This is a genomic window from Acinetobacter sp. WC-323, assembly GCF_000314615.1.
GTDB classification, from domain to species: domain Bacteria; phylum Pseudomonadota; class Gammaproteobacteria; order Pseudomonadales; family Moraxellaceae; genus Acinetobacter; species Acinetobacter courvalinii.
Map to the genome: position 1 here is coordinate 1 of NZ_AMZS01000008.1, position 17,751 is coordinate 17,751.

At 41.3% G+C, this 17,751-nt stretch carries 19 protein-coding genes; 6 read left to right on the forward strand and 13 right to left on the reverse strand.

All coding sequences use genetic code 11. The features are described from left to right. From ACINWC323_RS18055 to ispH, 7 genes are all read right to left on the reverse strand, one after another. Nucleotides 1-1,087, reverse strand: a protein-coding gene (locus ACINWC323_RS18055) for an IS3-like element ISAba21 family transposase (protein WP_155758117.1) whose coding sequence is annotated in 2 segments (ribosomal slippage) — nucleotides 1-829 and nucleotides 829-1,087 — 1,088 coding nt annotated over the 2 segments. Because the reading frame shifts where the segments join, the coding sequence is not laid out codon by codon here. This gene is flagged as partial in the annotation. Continuing rightward, nucleotides 1,050-2,912 (reverse strand): pilus assembly protein, encoded by a 1,863-nt coding sequence (locus ACINWC323_RS18045; RefSeq protein ID WP_009506695.1) that lies wholly within the window; start codon nucleotides 2,910-2,912, stop codon nucleotides 1,050-1,052. The genes ACINWC323_RS18055 and ACINWC323_RS18045, both read right to left, overlap by 38 nt. A gap of 30 nt (nucleotides 2,913-2,942) precedes the next feature. Then, nucleotides 2,943-3,710, reverse strand: a complete 768-nt coding sequence (locus ACINWC323_RS18040) for a hypothetical protein (RefSeq protein ID WP_009506622.1) — start codon at nucleotides 3,708-3,710, stop codon at nucleotides 2,943-2,945. Then, entirely contained in the window at nucleotides 3,707-4,657 is a 951-nt protein-coding gene (locus ACINWC323_RS18035) for a PilW family protein (RefSeq protein WP_032880847.1), read from the reverse strand. The genes ACINWC323_RS18040 and ACINWC323_RS18035 overlap by 4 nt, the downstream gene beginning before the upstream one ends. Nucleotide 4,658: 1 nt before the next feature. Beyond that, complete coding sequence (pilV, locus tag ACINWC323_RS18030; protein WP_009506573.1) at nucleotides 4,659-5,288, reverse strand: type IV pilus modification protein PilV; 630 nt, start codon at nucleotides 5,286-5,288, stop codon at nucleotides 4,659-4,661. After that, a complete protein-coding gene (locus ACINWC323_RS18025) occupies nucleotides 5,288-5,731 on the reverse strand; it encodes a GspH/FimT family pseudopilin (RefSeq protein ID WP_009506598.1) in 444 nt (147 codons plus the stop codon). The genes pilV and ACINWC323_RS18025 overlap by 1 nt, the downstream gene beginning before the upstream one ends. Nucleotides 5,732-5,871: 140 nt before the next feature. After that, nucleotides 5,872-6,822 (reverse strand): 4-hydroxy-3-methylbut-2-enyl diphosphate reductase, encoded by a 951-nt coding sequence (gene ispH, locus ACINWC323_RS18020; RefSeq protein WP_009506613.1) that lies wholly within the window; start codon nucleotides 6,820-6,822, stop codon nucleotides 5,872-5,874. Nucleotides 6,823-6,925: 103 nt separating this feature from the next. On the opposite strand from ispH, the gene gmk reads away from it, so the two are divergent. The 6 genes from gmk to bfr all read left to right on the forward strand — a co-directional run bounded on the left by gmk (nucleotide 6,926) and on the right by bfr (nucleotide 11,859). Next, nucleotides 6,926-7,549, forward strand: coding sequence for a guanylate kinase (gene gmk / locus ACINWC323_RS18015; protein ID WP_005227618.1), 624 nt, complete (start codon nucleotides 6,926-6,928; stop codon nucleotides 7,547-7,549). A 69-nt stretch (nucleotides 7,550-7,618) separates the two neighbouring features. Beyond that, on the forward strand, nucleotides 7,619-7,897 hold the full coding sequence (gene rpoZ, locus ACINWC323_RS18010) for a DNA-directed RNA polymerase subunit omega (RefSeq protein WP_004657467.1): 279 nt from the start codon (nucleotides 7,619-7,621) through the stop codon (nucleotides 7,895-7,897). 207 nt (nucleotides 7,898-8,104) lie between these two features. Further along, nucleotides 8,105-10,219, forward strand: a complete 2,115-nt coding sequence (locus ACINWC323_RS18005) for a RelA/SpoT family protein (protein ID WP_005282720.1) — start codon at nucleotides 8,105-8,107, stop codon at nucleotides 10,217-10,219. A gap of 152 nt (nucleotides 10,220-10,371) precedes the next feature. Beyond that, complete coding sequence (ridA, locus tag ACINWC323_RS18000; RefSeq protein ID WP_005227623.1) at nucleotides 10,372-10,752, forward strand: deaminase RidA; 381 nt, start codon at nucleotides 10,372-10,374, stop codon at nucleotides 10,750-10,752. A gap of 181 nt (nucleotides 10,753-10,933) precedes the next feature. Beyond that, nucleotides 10,934-11,128: a bacterioferritin-associated ferredoxin gene (locus ACINWC323_RS17995; protein ID WP_004776027.1), complete on the forward strand. Its 195-nt coding sequence runs from the start codon at nucleotides 10,934-10,936 to the stop codon at nucleotides 11,126-11,128. 266 nt (nucleotides 11,129-11,394) lie between these two features. Next, nucleotides 11,395-11,859, forward strand: a complete 465-nt coding sequence (bfr, locus tag ACINWC323_RS17990) for a heteropolymeric bacterioferritin subunit Bfr (RefSeq protein WP_005227625.1) — start codon at nucleotides 11,395-11,397, stop codon at nucleotides 11,857-11,859. Between the two features lie 61 nt (nucleotides 11,860-11,920). Here bfr and ACINWC323_RS17985 read toward each other — a convergent pair whose 3' ends face one another. The 6 genes from ACINWC323_RS17985 to ACINWC323_RS17960 form a co-directional block, all read right to left on the reverse strand. Further along, nucleotides 11,921-13,573 carry a PglL family O-oligosaccharyltransferase gene (locus ACINWC323_RS17985; protein ID WP_009506672.1) on the reverse strand — a complete coding sequence of 551 codons (1,653 nt, stop codon included), beginning with the start codon at nucleotides 13,571-13,573 and terminating at the stop codon, nucleotides 11,921-11,923. A gap of 81 nt (nucleotides 13,574-13,654) precedes the next feature. Further along, the gene (gene tfpZ, locus ACINWC323_RS17980; RefSeq protein WP_009506567.1) at nucleotides 13,655-14,389 is read right to left on the reverse strand and encodes a TfpX/TfpZ family type IV pilin accessory protein; all 735 of its coding nucleotides are present in this window, start codon (nucleotides 14,387-14,389) and stop codon (nucleotides 13,655-13,657) included. Nucleotides 14,390-14,462: 73 nt separating this feature from the next. Beyond that, nucleotides 14,463-15,029: a pilin gene (locus ACINWC323_RS17975; protein ID WP_502322122.1), complete on the reverse strand. Its 567-nt coding sequence runs from the start codon at nucleotides 15,027-15,029 to the stop codon at nucleotides 14,463-14,465. A 435-nt stretch (nucleotides 15,030-15,464) separates the two neighbouring features. Then, the gene (locus ACINWC323_RS17970; protein WP_009506731.1) at nucleotides 15,465-16,025 is read right to left on the reverse strand and encodes a TPM domain-containing protein; all 561 of its coding nucleotides are present in this window, start codon (nucleotides 16,023-16,025) and stop codon (nucleotides 15,465-15,467) included. Then, on the reverse strand, nucleotides 16,019-17,086 hold the full coding sequence (locus ACINWC323_RS17965) for a TPM domain-containing protein (RefSeq protein WP_009506689.1): 1,068 nt from the start codon (nucleotides 17,084-17,086) through the stop codon (nucleotides 16,019-16,021). Before ACINWC323_RS17965 ends, ACINWC323_RS17970 begins: the two co-directional genes overlap by 7 nt. Nucleotides 17,087-17,123: 37 nt before the next feature. Then, complete coding sequence (locus tag ACINWC323_RS17960; protein ID WP_005227639.1) at nucleotides 17,124-17,714, reverse strand: LemA family protein; 591 nt, start codon at nucleotides 17,712-17,714, stop codon at nucleotides 17,124-17,126. Between the last annotated feature and the right edge of the window lie 37 nt (nucleotides 17,715-17,751).

Below are 17,751 nucleotides of genomic sequence, written 5' to 3' on the forward strand. Positions count from 1 at the left end.
TTATAAAATAACACAATGTATTCTGTAATATCTGCTTTAGCTTCATCTCTGGTTTTATAGTTGCAATGATGCACTAATTCATTCTTGAGTATGCCCCAGAAACTTTCAATCGGTGCATTATCGTAACAGTCCCCACGTTTGCTCATTGAACCTTGAAAATCACATTTTTCCAGTATCTTTCGATATTCATGGCTGCAATATTGGCTGCCTCTGTCCGAATGAATAATTAAGCCTTTCGTTGGTTTTTGATTACGAATCGCCATAGTCAGTGCATTGCAAACAAGTTGTGCGGTCATACGCTCATTTAAGCTATAGCCAACCACTTGTTTCGTGTACAGGTCTTTTACTGCTGCCAAGTATAACCAACCTTCAGCAGTCCAAATGTATGTAATATCGCTTGACCATGCAAGATTGGGCTTAGTCATTGAAAACTGTTGCTCTAGTAAATTTGCGTAGATCGCTCGATTATGATCACTCTTCGTAGTTCTTTTGAAACGCTTATGACGCTTACAATACAGCTGGTTGAGCTTTTTTATTTGACGTACAGCATACGTACTGATTTTGATACCTTGCGCTTGTAAATGCTTAGTTAATCGAATATAGCCATAGCTTTGTTTAGTTTCCTCATGAGCTATTTTGACCAAAATTGTCTGTTGATTTCGCTGAACCAATCTTTTATTCATGCCTCGTTTTAGCCAATCATAAAATCGTGACACTGAAACGTGAAGTAATCTAGCCATAAAGCTAATCGGGAATAAATATCTTTGCTGTTTCATATAGGCGTACCTTACTGACTTTCTTTCGCAAAGTACGCTGCTGCCTTTTTTAGAAATTCACGTTCCATTTCAGCTGTTTTGAGCTGTTGTTTGAGCTTTTTATTTTCTTCGAGTAAGGCATTTAGATCAGGTGAATATTGTTTAGTGCCTGCTAAGGTGCCAGTCTTTGCTTTATTATTCCAATTTGAAAGAGTTTGCATTGAAATGCCAAGTTGTCTGGCTGTTTCCGATACATTGCCTTGATTGGCTTCAATCAATTTTATTGCTTCAACTTTAAATTCTGCGGTGTAAGTCTTCTGTTTCTTGCTCATGGTAAACTCCTGATGAGTGTCTATAGTTTACCAAGTTAAAACCTCCTGTTTTCTCAGCACACATCACATTCCCACCAGTTTCTGCTTGATAGGTATTATCCACAACTCTATACTTTTTCATATTCCCTATCCAAATTCCAAAGGGTTTATCTAGATCTGGCTGGAATTGTGCATAGTAAGCATCGGGTAGTTGTTGTGTAACATTTAATGTATCAACTGGAATAGCTGGAGTTCCTGTATTTAATGCAGATATACTCGTCTTTAACGTTGCAGAGAAATTAATAATCGCATCTGCCAAGTTCTGTGGAGATACAATAGGATAAAAGCCACCTTGTCCATACCCACCTACGCCTGCTAATTCAGCATTCCCCTCAACGGCAATTTCTCCTAAATTACAGGCATTTTTAATATCCTGAATATTCTCAGCGCTAACAGTAAATGAAGCTCCTTCAAACGTATATGTATCTCCAACATTTATAGAATTGCATTTATAATGTGTTCGAGTGACTGTGTTTCCTAAAGCATCTATTGAGGAAACATTAACTTGTAAATTACTTTTCTGTGTATAGGGTATATAGTTACTACCAAAACCCGCCACAGCAATCTTAATTGGTTTTGTTTCATCACTAGATAATCTTTTTGCAAACTCTCCAATACAAGACCAGCCAAAATCTGTTTTTCCTGTGGGAGTACGCAAGAAATTACCAGTAGATGGACAAGTAAAGGCTGGGTCGCCCAATGCATTTCTCATCATTTGCTGTGCTTCTGCTCTTGGTACAGATGTTGGAGCTGCATTGGTCAATAAAAATATACCATTTGCATTACAACCTGAGGTTGTAATTGGGCTTTGATATTTTGTTCCACCAGTTATTTTAGTGGTATCAGGAGAATATTTAAAACCATCCGCAGAATATGGTCCATTGGTTTTACCATCATAACTAAATGCAGAGACTAAGTTTGTTGTGCCCCCCTCTGTAGTAGTTCCTAACATATATGCCCCAGATTCAGCTACTGCACTGGCAAGAGGAGTTAAACCACCACTTCCCAAATTAGAAACCGTGACACGCATTTTATATCGTTGGTCACCAGATAAAGGAGCTGCTGGCACAACAATTTTGGCAGAAACATCATTACCCCAGCTACGCTCTTTTGTCGAACCCGTAAGAGCACTACTATAACGAGAATACAATATTTGAGCTACACTTACGTTATTCGATGAATCATTTGCAGCGTTTATAGTTGGCTGGTAACCTTTGGGGGATTGGGCAGGAAATTGCCCTAATCCCATCACTACGTCATCACTTAGACTAGTGTTTCCCAGTAACAGTGACATTGCCAACTTCATCCTATCCATACGACTGAATTTAAAATCATTCGTTATCGTTGCTGCAGTTGTACCTGCTGGTGGTCTTGATGAATTTGTGTAAGGACGACCGCTGGCTTTTACATTATCACAAAAAGGCATCCCCCAAAGAATTGCTGTCTGTGATGTACCACTTGACAGTCGTTGAGTAAGAGGATAAGCCTTTTGTAATAATGTCGTACTTACTTCTGAAAGATTACCTAGTCCTTTACAACCAGGATAATCTTCCTTTATGGAACGTGCAGCAGCCTGACCTCCAGATTGATCATCCATCCCACCTGAAGCATCTAACATCACCAATAAATTCTTTTTACCTGCTTGTGGAGGTGAATAAATATCCAAATCATTAGGAACACCACTATTTACCACATTTGGCAATGTAGCACCCAACACAATAGATGCGATTGCAATAACCAAAGGATTTGGCCTGAAATCTGATTTTTTATTATTTAAGACTTTCATTACATTTCTCCAACTTTTAGAGAGAATTAATTACATAGGTGTATTACTTTGACGGTATTCAGCGACTTGGGCATTAAATGGCACATCAAGGTTACGTAAACAATCTGAGATCGAATTACTACTATTTGAACCATCCACAATTGGATCAGCAGGATAATCGGTTAAACATGATTTAATTTGTGCAGAGGTCGCTGTACTTGCCATTGCTGGCATTAAAGATGTTGTATTAATTCTGACTCGGATGGGTTGAGGAACTTGAGGAACATCAGTGCCTTCTACAAAATTCTCCAAAGGATTCATTGCTGTATTGTCGACCTTGATTGCAACTTGTGTCATTACCGCCTTACGCCCACTGGTATAATTCTCTGCGATCGCGGGATCACACGCACCTCGAGTGATTGGCGTAATTTTTTTCTTCCCTGTACCGATTGGATCTACTGTATTAGTCAATACATTGGAAATCACGCCTACAGTATTGGTATCAAAATTTTGTACAATATTCTGGTTAAAACAAAAAACTACTTCCTTACCAATATTTTCAGGCTGAGAAGCAAAGCCAACAAAACCAAACTTACTTGCATTTAATTTTTTATATACATCACCCGCAGCTTCAATATTAAAAAAATAAGCATCTGAATTACGCATAAGCAAAGATTGAGCTTGACTATTGGTTGAAATCTTTAAGGAAGTAATACTTTGACGAATTGCGACTAACCCAATAATTGTCACAACAACAATTAATATTAAGACCACAATTAAAGTATTACCCAACTCTGAGTTTCGATATTTGCTTTTCATGATCCCCCTCCCAAAGCATTCCTAAACGCCACTGTCTGTGAAATAACCTGACGTAAGTTTGAGTCCACTGTATTGACAGTGATATTATTTTTATCCAAAACATTAAAGCTTGAACTATTACGTGTTTTAACCTCGGCATTCCCGCCAACGCTTTCATTAGAACGCATTAGCAGGCCAATCTGTACACCACGTATACGAGGTAAAGGTTGTGTAGTTGGATAACTGTCTATATAACGAAAATTCTTCTGAACCAGACCATCAGCCGGAATAGGATCATTAGAAATATTATCTCCATCAACTTTATCATCGCTTACTGCAAATAAAATACGCATGTATTCGGCATTACGGATAACGATCTCTCCATTTCCAGTAAAACCTGTCAGCGTACGTGGTAAAGGTTTACCATCTGCATCCGTTGCTGTAGGAGCCGCTTTAGGATATGTGCCTGCAACACATCGTAAATCTCCATTTAATATAAAATAACGTTGCAATACATAACTATTCTGTGGAATAAGTTTAGCCTCACAATCATACTGATCTGTTCTATCTACAAAATATTGAATCGTGAGCTGATCACTACTTGTATTGGTCTGCTTCCCTGTTCCCTCTGCCTCTTTTTTTGTCATTTCTGTAGCAGTGACAGGTGGGTTGAGAGCAGGTAAATTACCTGCACCTAAAACAATTCCAGCAAAAGGGATACCACTTTTAATTATAGGTTTATCTGCCGAAAAATTGGCTTTACGAATATCTTCGATCATGTAATTAATACCGAAGTTTCCATTATCCTGCACATCGGCTACCGCTCTTTGCAAATTGGCTCCTATTTGTGCTGTTACAAATAATTGTATCGCTGCAGCTACAATTATTAACCCAAGAACCAAAGCAACCATTAATTCTACAAGTGTAAATCCAGAATTAGGACGAATTAAGCTATGTTGTCTTATCATCTTAATAGGTCTCCACAACAATACACTTTGAATCGTCCTTAATCTTCCCGTATAAGGTACAGTAATTACTTGTCACCCCTTCACTTGCAGCATCTGTCGCTTCCGTAGTATCCCATGCCACATAAATGCATTTTCGCTCACTAGCCAAACTTGCGCGTTCTGTAATCGTTTTTGTGCTATCTGTTTCATCTGCTCTTGTTGTAGATTTTGAGCAAGGCAAGATATTAATTGTCATACCTTGTTGACGGGCTTTATCTACTACCTGCTTTACATCTTCAACTGCCATCTGAGCACTACTACATACATTCGTCCCATAACAGGAAGACCATGTATGAGCAATAACTACCCCTTTATTATCTGCAACTGCCTGTATATAAGCAGAATTGGTTGTATCACTTGTTATAGGAGAATTGTTTTTATCTAGCAATGTATATGCATAAGGATTAATTCGAATACGTTCAGCTAGATCCCGTGCAATATTCATCGCCTGAATTTTGTTCAATGATTCATTGGCAGCCTCTACAGCACGCAGTTGCAATGCGACGAAACCCAATACAGCAATTGCTAATAGAAAAAGGGAAACCAAGACTTCCATCATCCCCATCCCTTGTTGTGTGTTTTTTTTATTCATTAACAAGCTCCATCACTTTTAACAACTATCGTTCCCATTCTAGATACTGAAATAGTTTTCGTTATATGAAGATCGCTATTACAAATCACCAAATCACTATCATTTGTGGCATCTTTAACGAGTCCATATGAAGTAAAAATAATTGACGTGGCACTGGATGCTGTTAATGCATTACCTGTCTTGGCTAACCAGTACATTTGAGTATCTGTGTTATTTTTAGAAGATTTGGTTGTATCATTAAATGTAACTCTGACGTCCTTGCGTATTAGAACTGCTTTACTTCGCGCTTCGTTTAATGTGCTTGATAAATCTCTTACTGTTAATATCAGATTTTGTTTTGCAATCATTTCACTCATCTTAGGCGCCGCCATCATCGCAATCACAGCCAGCACCGCAATCGTCACCATCAATTCAATTAAGGTGAATCCCCGAGTTTTCCCCATTTCCCCAGCACCCAATTTTTAAAAATTCACTACTCTATCTTAAATTTTATTTTTACAGAACCAATACAAAACAGATAAGCAGCAAAAAAAACGGATGGAGTGCAATCCATCCGTTTCCAGTTCACATTTTTCTAATAAAATTAGGCTTGTATCACCTGTATACGCAACTCTTTTGGTAGACTAAAAGTGATATTTTCCTCACGTCCCTGTAACTCTTTTGGTGGTGTTGCACCCCAATCTTGTAAACGCTGGATCACCTGTTTAATTAAAATTTCAGGCGCAGAGGCACCCGCAGTCACCCCAATTTTACTGTCGGCTTTAAACCAGTCTTTTTGCAGCTGATCGGCATTATCGACCAGATAAGCAGATTTGCCCATGCGCTCGGCCAGTTCGCGTAAACGGTTTGAATTGGATGAGTTGGGCGAACCCACGACTAATACCACATCACACTGCTCCGCCAGATCACGTACTGCATCCTGACGGTTCTGTGTGGCATAGCAAATATCGTCTTTACGCGGGCCTTGAATTTGTGGAAATTTCGCCCGTAACGCATCAATCACTTTCGCCGTATCATCAATTGACAACGTAGTCTGGGTAACGAAAGCGACTTTATCAGGATGATTGACCATCAAGGCTTCCACATCTTCTTCATCTTCGACCAGATAAATTGCGCCGCCTTTGGTTTTATCATACTGGCCCATGGTGCCTTCAACTTCCGGATGACCTTCATGTCCAATTAGAATCGCTTCAGTCCCTTCACGGGCATATTTAGTCACTTCGATATGTACTTTGGTGACTAAGGGACAGGTGGCATCAAATACTTTTAAACCACGGCGCTCTGCTTCTTGTTGAACGGCTTTGGATACGCCATGGGCGCTAAAAATCACAATAGAATCATCAGGTACCTGATCCAGCTCATCCACAAACACGGCGCCACGCTGACGCAGGTCATCGACCACAAATTTGTTATGTACCACTTCATGACGGACATAAATTGGCGGATTAAAACATTCCAGTGCCCGATTGACGATTGCTATAGCACGGTCAACACCAGCACAAAAGCCTCGTGGATTGGCCAACACGATTTCCATAACAACCTCTCTGATCAACTGAATTTTTACGCCAAACTATTTCGTTTAATGGCACGCTACACTACAATAGCCAAGATATTTTATCATATTCAGGAAAAATATCATGTCGGGTCTCTTGTTTGTCGTTTCTGCAGCCTCAGGAACGGGCAAAACATCTTTGGTCAAAGCCCTACTCGATCGAGTCAGCAACCTGCACGTTTCTGTCTCACATACTACACGCGGTCAACGTCCTGGTGAACTCGATGGCGTTCACTATCATTTTACCAGTAAAGAAAGTTTTTTAGCACAAGTCGATGAAGGTGGTTTCATCGAATATGCCGAAGTGTTTGGAAACTATTACGGTACCTCACAAGCCAAAGTGAAAGAGCAGCTTGAACAAGGTCATGATGTTTTACTTGAAATTGACTGGCAAGGTGCTGAACAGGTTCGTCGACTTTTTCCTGAATCAAAACAGATCTTTATTCTCCCGCCAACCCAGTATGACTTAAGACAGCGCCTGTCAAATCGTGGTACCGACTCTGTCGACGTGATTGAACACCGCTTGAGTTGTGCCGTAGAGGATATGCGTCATTTTGCCAGTTTTGACTATGTCATTATCAATGATGATTTCAATAAAGCAGTACATGACCTGGAAGCCATTATTACCGCAAACCGCCTCGTGACCTTGCAGCAAAGCAATCGCCATCAGCAATTAATCCAAAACTTGATTACCCTTAATCGCGAATAACTTGAGTCTTGTATAAAAGCCTTTTATACTACTCAGTCTTTCAAATGTGATGTTCAGACGAGACAACTTATGGCACGTGTAACCGTTGAAGATTGTTTAGACCATGTAGATAACCGCTTCGAGTTGGTACTGGTAGCGAGTAAACGTGCACGTCAATTGGCACGTCAAGGCATGGAACCAACTGTAGAGTGGGATAATGACAAACCAACAGTGGTTGCATTACGCGAGATCGCAGTCGGTCATGTGACTAAAGAAATTTTAAAACAACGCGATCAAGACTATCAAACATCAAACCTTGATATGGTGTTGTCTACAAATTCATTAAACTTAGAAGGTTTCACTTTCTAAATCGAATTTGCTCTGCTGAAAAGCCCATTGTGAAGACACTGGGCTTTTTTGTTTGTTGTAAAATTCAGCGTTATATTGGTAAAAACAATATACTTCATTGAAAAAATTTACGAGTTTTTATAATGAACAAATTGACAAGCTTTGCAATTTGCTTTTCATTAGAAGATAAGCTTATTCATTACTGAATTCATGTTAAAAAGGTGTTATATGCCAGGCGAAGAAGTCAGCCAAGCCAAGCAACAGCTCAAAGTCATCATTGAAGCCTATCTCAAGGATAGTGACGTTCAACGTGTGCTTGCTGCCTGCGATTTTGCTGATTTAGCCCATAGCGGTATTACCCGTAAAAGCGGTGAACCCTATGTATTACACCCGATTGCGGTCAGTTGTATTCTTGCGCATATGCGTCTGGATGCCGATACCCTGATGGCCGCTTTACTGCATGATGTGATTGAAGACACTGACTTTACCAAAGACGAAATCGGACAGAAATATGGTCTGGTGGTAGCCGAACTGGTGGATGGCGTGACCAAACTCAGCCATTCCAGCGATAAAGAATATAACAAGGCTGCATCATTCCGAAAAATTTTACAAGCCACACTACAAGACCCGCGTGTCATTATTATTAAACTGGCAGACCGCTATCATAATATGACCACCTTGGGCGCACTGCGTCCCGATAAACGTGCCCGTATTGCGCAGGAAACTTTTGATATTTTTGTACCGATGGCACGTCTGGTCGGTATGAATGAAATGGCAGATAACCTTGAACATCTCTGCTATCAAAATCTTGATCTGGATATGTTCAATGATGTGCAAACCGCCTTATTGGAAACCAAACCAAAACGTTGTGAATATCAGGCCATCTGGGAACAGAAACTGACCGATCTATTAAAAAATCATGATTTAAAAGGTCGTATTAAAAAGAAAAATAACAATATCGAATTACTGCGTCACTTTGTTAAAAATGAAATCGACCTGAATGAACTCAGCCATAGCCATGCCTTTGAAATCATTTTACAAAGCATCGCTGACTGTGACCGTCTGGTCGATGCGCTCAAAGATAATTTTCAGGTTTTACAATATAGCGACCATATTCGCCGCCCTCTTCCGGGGGGTAACCAGTCCTTAATGATCAAGCTCAAGGGTGAGAAAACCACACTCTCCTTGACCATTCAAACCGAGCTGATGCGTAAAGCTGCACGTTTCGGGGTGGTGCTGGGTGAAAATGCGCCACAGGCCTGCCGTTCTGCAATTCAGGCGTCGATGCAGAATCTGAATACCTTGATCGATAGCGGTTGTGCCAAAACCACATTTAGCGACTTGCTGGACTATTTGCATCAGGAAAAAATCTGGGTCTATACTCCACATGGGCAATTACACGAATTACCGCAAGGTGCAACGGTGGTTGATTTTGCCTATTCAGCCAGCCTATTTTTAGGTAACCATGCGGTGGGTGCTAAAGTCGATGGCGAAATCCGTCCTTTATCGACCCCTTTGCATAGCGGACAAGTGGTCGAGATCATTACCGATGTACTGGCCACCCCCAATCCAGACTGGCTCAGCTTTATCAATACCCAGAAAGCCCGTCGCGCCTTACAGAACATGCTGCGTGAACAAGATATTGATGAGCAACGTCTGGTCGGTCAGCAAGCCTTGAACCGGGCCTTAAAACTGTTCCAGCGTTCGATCAATGACCTGTCGCAAACCGACTGGATTAACGTACTTGAATGGCGTCACTTAAGTAGCAAAGATACCCTGTTTGAACAGATCGCAGTCGGTGATTTGCTACCACAACTGGTGGCCAATCATTTGTTCTCGCAAGACTATTCACAGCATCAGGAAACGTCTGACCGCTTGATCGCGGGGACTGAAGGTGTCGATGTCAAATATGCGCATTGCTGCAATCCAGTTCTAGGCGATCCGATTCAAGGGCATTTATCACGACGCGGTTTAATCGTGCATCGCTCACGCTGTCGTAACTTATTGCATGAACAGCATCTGCATCCAGAAAATATTATGCCGCTTAACTGGCAATCTGAAGAAATTGATGATGTCCGCTTCAGTGCCTATCTATGCATTCATATGGAAATGAATGATGAACAAATCTCTGACCTGATCTATCAATGCCGTAAGGCCAAAACAGGGGTTGAAATGGTCCATTCCCAAGACCAGAAAACCTATGTCAACATCGTCGTCAGTAACCGTAACCAGATTGCCCAGATCATTCGTGATTTACGTATGCACTTCGGTTTCCCACGCATTGAACGTCTCAATATGCCAATTGTGCAGCCCGAAGTTGCCAAAGCCGAAACAGTGCATTAAAACTCAGGCTGTGCCGTAATCAATATTGCACAGTAAAAACTCAAGAATAGATTCAAACAACAGCGACTAAACAGTATTCAGCGCTTTCGTGTCTGCACTTTTGTGTTAAAGTCGCATTGTTTAAGAAAAAACATAGGACTTAGGAGAGCTTAATGTCACGTCAAGTTATTCATACTGAACACGCCCCTGCTGCTATCGGCACATATTCTCAGGCAATTCTTGTTGGCAACACGCTCTATCTCTCAGGCCAGATTGGTTTAGATCCGTACAGTATGGAACTTGTAGAAGGCATTGAAGCGCAAATCCGCCGTGTATTCGACAATCTTAAAGCAGTATGTACTGCTGCTGGCGGTAGCTTGGCAGATATTGCCAAACTAAATATTTTCCTGACCGATCTTTCACACTTTCAACTGGTCAACCAGATCATGGGCGAATATTTTGCTCAACCTTATCCAGCGCGTGCAGCACTGGGTGTCGCGAGTCTACCCAAAGGTGCACTGGTCGAAATGGATGGCATTGTCATCATTGCATAAGATATTTTTAACTTATAACTATCAATAAGATAAAAAACACTAAAAATACCGCCGATCAAGCGGTATTTTTTTATTCAAATTCCCAATAAAGTTATGAACTGCATTAGAATGAAATTCATTGACAAACGATAACAATTATCAATAATATCAATTATCGCATTTATATTTGTGGATCACTCCCATGTATGTCTGTTTATGTCGTGGAATTACAGATCAGGATATCAAAGACGCTGTTGCAAACGGCGCTGAAAGCTATCGTGAAATCCGTGACCTACTCGACCTAGGTACCTGTTGTGGTCGTTGTGCACCTGAAGCACGCGCAATTATTAGTGATGAGCTTGCTGAAATTGCAGCACGTATTTCCATTGCAGCCTGATTTAATTTAAAAACGACGTATTCATGTAAAGTATCTTTTACGACTCCACCGCTTCTTGCAGAATCTCAAAGGTTCCTCATCCAGCGGTTTTTTTATGAAAATCACATCCCTAACTGAATTTCGGTTGTTTCAAATACTCCTCTTATGATTGTGATTTTCATTTGCCGTTCTATAAATTACTCGCCAGAACATTATTTGTTGATTAATATAAGATAAATTGCCTTAGCTACTAGGGCATCAACACTTGGTGTTTTGGAGTAAACGCAATGAAAGGCAATCGCGAAGTTATCAACCAACTGAATCAGGTGCTTTACCACCATTTAACCGCCATCAACCAGTATTTTTTACACTCGCGTATGTTTAATGACTGGGGGATTGAACAGTTAGGTTCAGCTGAATACAAAGAATCGATCCGTCAGATGAAACACGCCGATAAAGTCATCGAGCGTATTTTATTTCTGGAAGGCTTACCGAATTTACAACATTTAGGCAAACTCTATATCGGCCAACATACCGAAGAAGTGCTGAACTGTGATATTCGTAAAGTCAAAGAAAATATTGAAGCGATCAAGCAAGCGGTTGAGCTTGCCGAAGCTCAACAAGATTATGTGACCCGCGATCTGGTCCAGGAAATTCTAGAGAAAGAAGAAGAATATTGGGACTGGCTCGATACCCAACTTGATCTGGTTGAAAATGTGGGTATTGAAAACTATATTCAAAGCCAGATTTAAACCTGCAACAAATAAAAAAACCAAAGCATTGCTTTGGTTTTTTTATTGCAAACAGTCTGGCTTAAGACTGTTTTACCTGTGTCTTATTATTTAATTCGATAATCTCTGCCAGACTCAGCTTTTGCTTATACAACTGCCTCAAAACCACCAACTGTTGCTCTGCTTTCTCTAACTTGTGATTGTAGGCCAGTAGCTGCGCATACTTCTTCAGGTTGTACGGCGTAGCTTTATTCTTGACCATTTCTCCCAACAAGCTTAGCTCAGACTCAGACATTTTGGTTTGCGGTTTTAAAGCAATCCAGTCAAGACGTTGCTGAAACTGGGTCAGTACTATAATTTTAGAACTGCCCAGAATTTCTGCTGTAGGCGCTTGGTTTTTAAAGACCAAACGGCTATTTTCCTGATAGAGCTTATAATCACGCCAGATCAACAATACCACGATCAGTGCAAGCACTCCAATACAGCGAATGACATTGTTATTGACCGTTATGCCTTTTAGTTTTGGTGTTTGGGCCTGAATGAGTCCCAGCAAGAAGCCCATAGGTAGCAGAAAATAAGCGTAGCGTTGTGGAAACTCCAGCATGGCATGTATCAGGATGGCACAGACCATCAAGATCGCAATAATCGAGCTGGTCTCCTTGGCATTCTTATTCAGCCAGAACAACCATAACGAGATATAACCAATAATCAACAGCCCGAGTGGCACACCATTCCAGACCAGCAGATCCAGCAATACATTATGCGCGCTGTTAAACCAGACCTGTACGGTATTGAACTGAATACTCTCGAACACCGCAATACTGGTTTGACTCCAGCCATAACCAAACCATGGCTTCTCGGCAATGGCATGTAAGATCTGCACCCACATCCCCAGGCGCTCATGCCCCGACCCTGCACGTTGCGCAATGGATGCAGTCTGGGTCACACCGGTATCAATGCCTGAGCTTAAAAGTTGGCTCAGCACAGGGAGTAAGTAACCTGCAATCACCAAGTACAGCCCGACCCAGAGCAGTAGTCTTGGGAAATTAAATCGCGGTGAATTTTTGTATTGTTTATAAATCCAGTAAAAGAACAGGAATATACACACCACCCAGGAAGTTCTTGATTGAGTCAGCGTGATTGCAAATAACGTAATCAAGCTTGCCGGGATTAACAACCATAAGGTCAGCCTTCTTTTTTCATATAAATATAAGCCCCCCATCAAGCCCATAATTAAAAAGGTTGCCAGATTATTCGGTTGCCCGAAATTGGCATAAGGTCGGCTGGTCTTGAGCTTTATAATTCCATCAATATAGGCTTCGAGATTTAACCACTGTACGATGGCCATGATCGCACTGATGAACGAAATACTCAGCAATAGATAGCTTACGCCCAGCATAATCCGTTCCCGTTGCTCTGCTTGCAGGCTTAAGTTGTAACCCGCAACAACCATTAACCAGAACACAAACAGGTAACCGAAACTCAGGAATGCGGTACTAAAATCCGTAATTAAACCAAAAGCCCACTGGCATAGCGGAATAAACGCAATACCCAGCATCAAGATTTGAGGACGCGGGATTTTTACATTTTTATTGAACAGCAGGGCCAGTAACGCCACGCCACCGCCAAAGCTTGCCAGTTCACTGGAAAAGGTCACCCAAGGATAGGTATGGACTGGGGATAGCCAAGCAAAACTAAACAAGATGCTGGCAAGTAAAAAGCATAAAAATTGCATAGGTCATACATGAAAAAAGGCCTAGCGAATTATATCGTTAAGCCTCGAGATAGAAATCGAATATTAGATAAAAACTACAATTTACTTCCACGGACGTAAGTCAACAATCTTAACCACTTCACCTTTTTCTTTGTTAATGAGAACGGTCATGTCAACAGCATTGGCTTTTAAGGGAACAAAGGCAGTCGCTTGTGGATATTGGGCTAAGACTTTTTGAACTACAGCTTTGTCATTAAATTGGTTTAAAACATCCAAATTTTGAGCACGTTGTTGAATCTGTTTTTTTACGTTATCTAATGGGACATAACGTTCTGGCTTCTGAGCCAGTGAAATCCCTCCGAGAACTTCTGCAAGTATATCATTGTTACGACTCTTAAAATCTTTAGAAAACTCTACACCGACAAATTGCGGTTTTAACCATGAAGGCTGTTGATATTGGGGACTTGCCTGACTTATCTGTTCTCGGAGAATCTCGTTATTGCGCACCAGCTCAAAGCGATCTACATTATAAACTAGCCATGATGGACGCCCCTGAGCAATACTATAAACACCATAGCCTAATGCAAGAACCTGAATCAGGATAATGATACTCAAATCCATTTTTAAAGACTTCTTTCCTTCTTTGTAAACCAGTAGCCCTAGTAATGGCCCAATAATGACATCAATGGCTAACATCATTAAAAAGATATGGGTTACCCCCACAGCTTTTGCCAAAGGTGAGGGATACCAAATAAAAAATACAACCCCAATCACAATTAAAGCAATAAAAAAAGAAATTACTAAGTGACCTAGAAAAAAATTAAGGCGTTTGCTCATAAATTTCCTTATTAAATTATAAAAGTGAACAATAAAAAAACTGGCCTCAGCCAGTTATTTTATTGAGTTAACATTAAGATTGAATTGTACGGCAGCTTGCAGGTAAATATTTCACTGGAGTCCCGTTAGTTTTTGTAGGGCCACATGACCATTCCGCAATACCTGCAGAAGCAACACTGCTAAAATCAACTGATTTACTTCCATCAGAGTTTGTTACTTCTTTACCCGCTAACGGAGTATTCGCTTTAGACATTGGTACCATGACAATTGATGTACCAGCAGCACCTTTTAAATCACTAACTTGCTCCGTAGTAACTGTAATTTGGCCTGGTGTAGCCATAGCTGAACTTACGACTACTTTTGCAACATACTTAGAAGCTCGTTCTGCTGCGACATCATTTCCATTAGTATCCTTACTAGCATCTTTACCTTGTTCACATCCCCAGTTCCCTTCAGGAGGAATAATTCCATTTTGTATAGCCTCTGTTACTGCTGTTCGACAAGAAGAACCTGCTAGAATTGCTTCAGATACTTTTGCACGTACTGTATAGTCCTGATAAGCAGGTAATGCCACTGCCGCCAAAATACCAATGATCGCCACAACGATCATCAATTCGATAAGAGTAAAACCCTTTTGCATTGATTTCATAACATTTCTCCAATGGATATTTTTTATAAGCTTTTTTCAGCTACTTAGTATTTAGCATGTTTTATGCCAGTCCTTAGCTTAGCCAATTTTACTCTAAAAAAACAGGGACTTAAAAAAAATTCATGTTGTATAAAAGCAGAGCAATTTAGACGTTTTAAGAAAAAAAATGACAAATAACGTCAGCTTTACTGCTTTATTATGCGTTTTTTTAGATATCAAATTTGACTACTTTCGAATTGTATTTAAATTGAGCGACCTGAATCACACAAAATTTATTTCAATTATTTTTTATAATTTCTTACCGTTTATCGGAAGCTGATAAGAAGGCTTGCGATTCAGAAATTTATCTATACAGAATGGTCTGCACAATAATTTATTTTTTCTAAAATAACAAGCCAGATTTTTGATGAAAATTAAAAACCGAATTTAATTTAAAATGATCGGTTCATTAGGCAGTTCATTTTGATCATTCAAGTCTGATTTTACATAATACTGATCTAAAATCTGCCCAATTTCTGTCACCCCGTTGGTCACTGCTTGCAGATATTGTTTTTGGGCCAGCAACAACACCATACTTTGACAAATCCCGTTCCAGATTTCAGTCTGGGTCGCATTCTTTAAACCACGATCAATCACGATTTCAACTTTACGTTCGCACAGGTTCAAATACAGCAATACACCACTATTCAGTTCAGTATCCCAGACACCCAGTTCAGCAAACAGTTGCTGCGCCCGTAAGCGGGTATTTTGCTGATAGGCTTGAGAACATGGGATATGCCCTTCGATCACCACCTGTATTTCACCGACATGGCCTTTTTCTGCCTGCTGTACCGCTTTGGCAATTTCGTTCCGCTCCTGCTTGCTAAAATAACGATGCGCCGATGAGACATAGAGGAAATGTTTGAACCAGCGTTTTAAACTCGGTTGAACATGCTCATCCAGTTTCGGCTGGGTAATAATCTGTGTTGTATCTGTCTTGGTTACCATGAGCCTGATGCTCCTCCCCCGCCAAAGCTACCACCGCCACCGCTGTAGCCACCGCCGCTGCCGCCAAAACCTCCACCACCACCGCCTCCGCGGCCGCCACCTGACAAGAACATCTGGAAAATCAGTTGCGCCAGTGAAGTAATCAATAAAAAGAACACCCCGACGCCGAGTAACAAACTCATTACCAGACCTGCGCCATTGACGAGTCCAGCAACCGTTGCTGCCACGGCGGCGGTTGAGGCACTTAAGCGCTTGCCTATAATAAATGAGCCGACCACACCCGCGATCAGGATAAATAAGGCCATCATGAGGGTATTGTCTTTGGCTTGCTGCGCATGTAAGGCCTGCTCATGCCGGTCTTTTAACTCTTGAGCCGCCTGCTGGGCAATTTCAGGGTCTAAATTCACAATACGGGTGATTTCATCCAGACCCGCTGAGATGCCCTGTGCATATTGGCCCTGTTTAAAATAAGGCGTAATCTGGTTGCGAATAATCCGGCTCAGCACCAGATCTGGTAGTACACCTTCCAGACCATAACCCGTCAGAATCTGGATATTACGGTCATTCACCGCAATTGCCATTAACAAACCGTTATCACGTTTGGCTGAACCCAGTTGCCATTTTTCCCCAGCTCGCAGGGCAAAATCAAAAATCGCTTCCTGCCCGGTGGTCGGCACGATAATTACACCGACTTGGGCCTTCCCTTGCTGATAAAGACTTAGAATTTTCTGATTGAGCTGCTGCATTTCTGCATCACTCAGGATTTTGGCCTGATCAATGACCGGCTGGTTTAACGTGGGTAAGCCACGAATGGACTCACCCTCCGCCATATCATCGGCGACTTTGGGCAATACCGGTGTTTCAGTATTTGAGCTACTTGCAGGAGCAGTTTTATTGTTTTGCTGTTCCTGAATAATTTTGCCTGCAACCACCAGATCACTTTGATCCGTTGCGGTTGCAACCTCGGCCCAGACCGTATGTTGAAAACAAAATGTCGCAAACACCAGCAACAATGCAGCCCCAAGCTGCTGTTTTAATCTTTGCGTTAACATTGCGAACATACGGTCACTCCCCAGCATTCAAAAACAATTTCAAAACTTAGTTAAATGAAACTGTTGGTGCCTGTTGAGCAGACTGTTCTGCCTTGAAGTTTTCCTTGGTTTTCATGCCAATTACTTTAGCGGTCAAGGCTTGAGGGAATTGACGAACATAGCCGTTATAGTCCTGAACCGTTGTAATATAACGGTTACGTGCAACCGCAATACGGTTTTCAGTGCCTTCTAGCTGCGCTTGAAGGTCACGGAACTGTTCATTGGCTTTCAGATCAGGATAGTTTTCCGAAACGGCGATCAGACGTGACAATGCACCGGTCAATTGACTTTGCGCCTGTTGGTATTTCTCAAATAAGGCAGGATCTTCCAGCACTTCTTTATCGACTTTCAAGCCCGCCACATTCGAACGTGCCTGAGTTACTTCAGTGAGCACCTGTTCTTCGTGTTTGGCATAGCCTTTTACCACATTGACCAGATTCGGCACTAGGTCAGCACGGCGTTGATATTGGTTCTGTACCTCAGACCACGATGCGTTCACCGCCTCATCTTTCACTTGTAAAGTGTTATAGCCACACCCTGTGAACAGAAGCGTGCTTGCCAATACGGTTGCCAGTGCGGTTTGTTTCATGACTTTCATAAAAATTTATCCTCAAGTTTTTCTTTATATTTTTGCG

Excerpts from the sequence above, each read along its gene's own strand:
- pilV (WP_009506573.1), bottom strand. The coding sequence starts at position 5,288 with ATGAATAAAAAAAACACACAACAAGGGATGGGGATGATGGAAGTCTTG.
- ACINWC323_RS17975 (WP_502322122.1), bottom strand. The coding sequence starts at position 15,029 with ATGCAAAAGGGTTTTACTCTTATCGAATTGATGATCGTTGTGGCGATC.
- ACINWC323_RS18035 (WP_032880847.1), bottom strand. The coding sequence starts at position 4,657 with ATGATAAGACAACATAGCTTAATTCGTCCTAATTCTGGATTTACACTT.
- rpoZ (WP_004657467.1), top strand. The coding sequence starts at position 7,619 with ATGGCACGTGTAACCGTTGAAGATTGTTTAGACCATGTAGATAACCGC.
- ACINWC323_RS18040 (WP_009506622.1), bottom strand. The coding sequence starts at position 3,710 with ATGAAAAGCAAATATCGAAACTCAGAGTTGGGTAATACTTTAATTGTG.
- ACINWC323_RS17965 (WP_009506689.1), bottom strand. The coding sequence starts at position 17,086 with ATGTTCGCAATGTTAACGCAAAGATTAAAACAGCAGCTTGGGGCTGCA.
- ACINWC323_RS17960 (WP_005227639.1), bottom strand. The coding sequence starts at position 17,714 with ATGAAAGTCATGAAACAAACCGCACTGGCAACCGTATTGGCAAGCACG.
- ACINWC323_RS17995 (WP_004776027.1), top strand. The coding sequence starts at position 10,934 with ATGTATGTCTGTTTATGTCGTGGAATTACAGATCAGGATATCAAAGAC.
- ACINWC323_RS18005 (WP_005282720.1), top strand. The coding sequence starts at position 8,105 with ATGCCAGGCGAAGAAGTCAGCCAAGCCAAGCAACAGCTCAAAGTCATC.
- bfr (WP_005227625.1), top strand. The coding sequence starts at position 11,395 with ATGAAAGGCAATCGCGAAGTTATCAACCAACTGAATCAGGTGCTTTAC.
- ACINWC323_RS18045 (WP_009506695.1), bottom strand. The coding sequence starts at position 2,912 with ATGAAAGTCTTAAATAATAAAAAATCAGATTTCAGGCCAAATCCTTTG.
- ACINWC323_RS17985 (WP_009506672.1), bottom strand. The coding sequence starts at position 13,573 with ATGCAATTTTTATGCTTTTTACTTGCCAGCATCTTGTTTAGTTTTGCT.
- ispH (WP_009506613.1), bottom strand. The coding sequence starts at position 6,822 with ATGGAAATCGTGTTGGCCAATCCACGAGGCTTTTGTGCTGGTGTTGAC.
- gmk (WP_005227618.1), top strand. The coding sequence starts at position 6,926 with ATGTCGGGTCTCTTGTTTGTCGTTTCTGCAGCCTCAGGAACGGGCAAA.
- tfpZ (WP_009506567.1), bottom strand. The coding sequence starts at position 14,389 with ATGAGCAAACGCCTTAATTTTTTTCTAGGTCACTTAGTAATTTCTTTT.
- ACINWC323_RS17970 (WP_009506731.1), bottom strand. The coding sequence starts at position 16,025 with ATGGTAACCAAGACAGATACAACACAGATTATTACCCAGCCGAAACTG.
- ACINWC323_RS18025 (WP_009506598.1), bottom strand. The coding sequence starts at position 5,731 with ATGGGGAAAACTCGGGGATTCACCTTAATTGAATTGATGGTGACGATT.
- ridA (WP_005227623.1), top strand. The coding sequence starts at position 10,372 with ATGTCACGTCAAGTTATTCATACTGAACACGCCCCTGCTGCTATCGGC.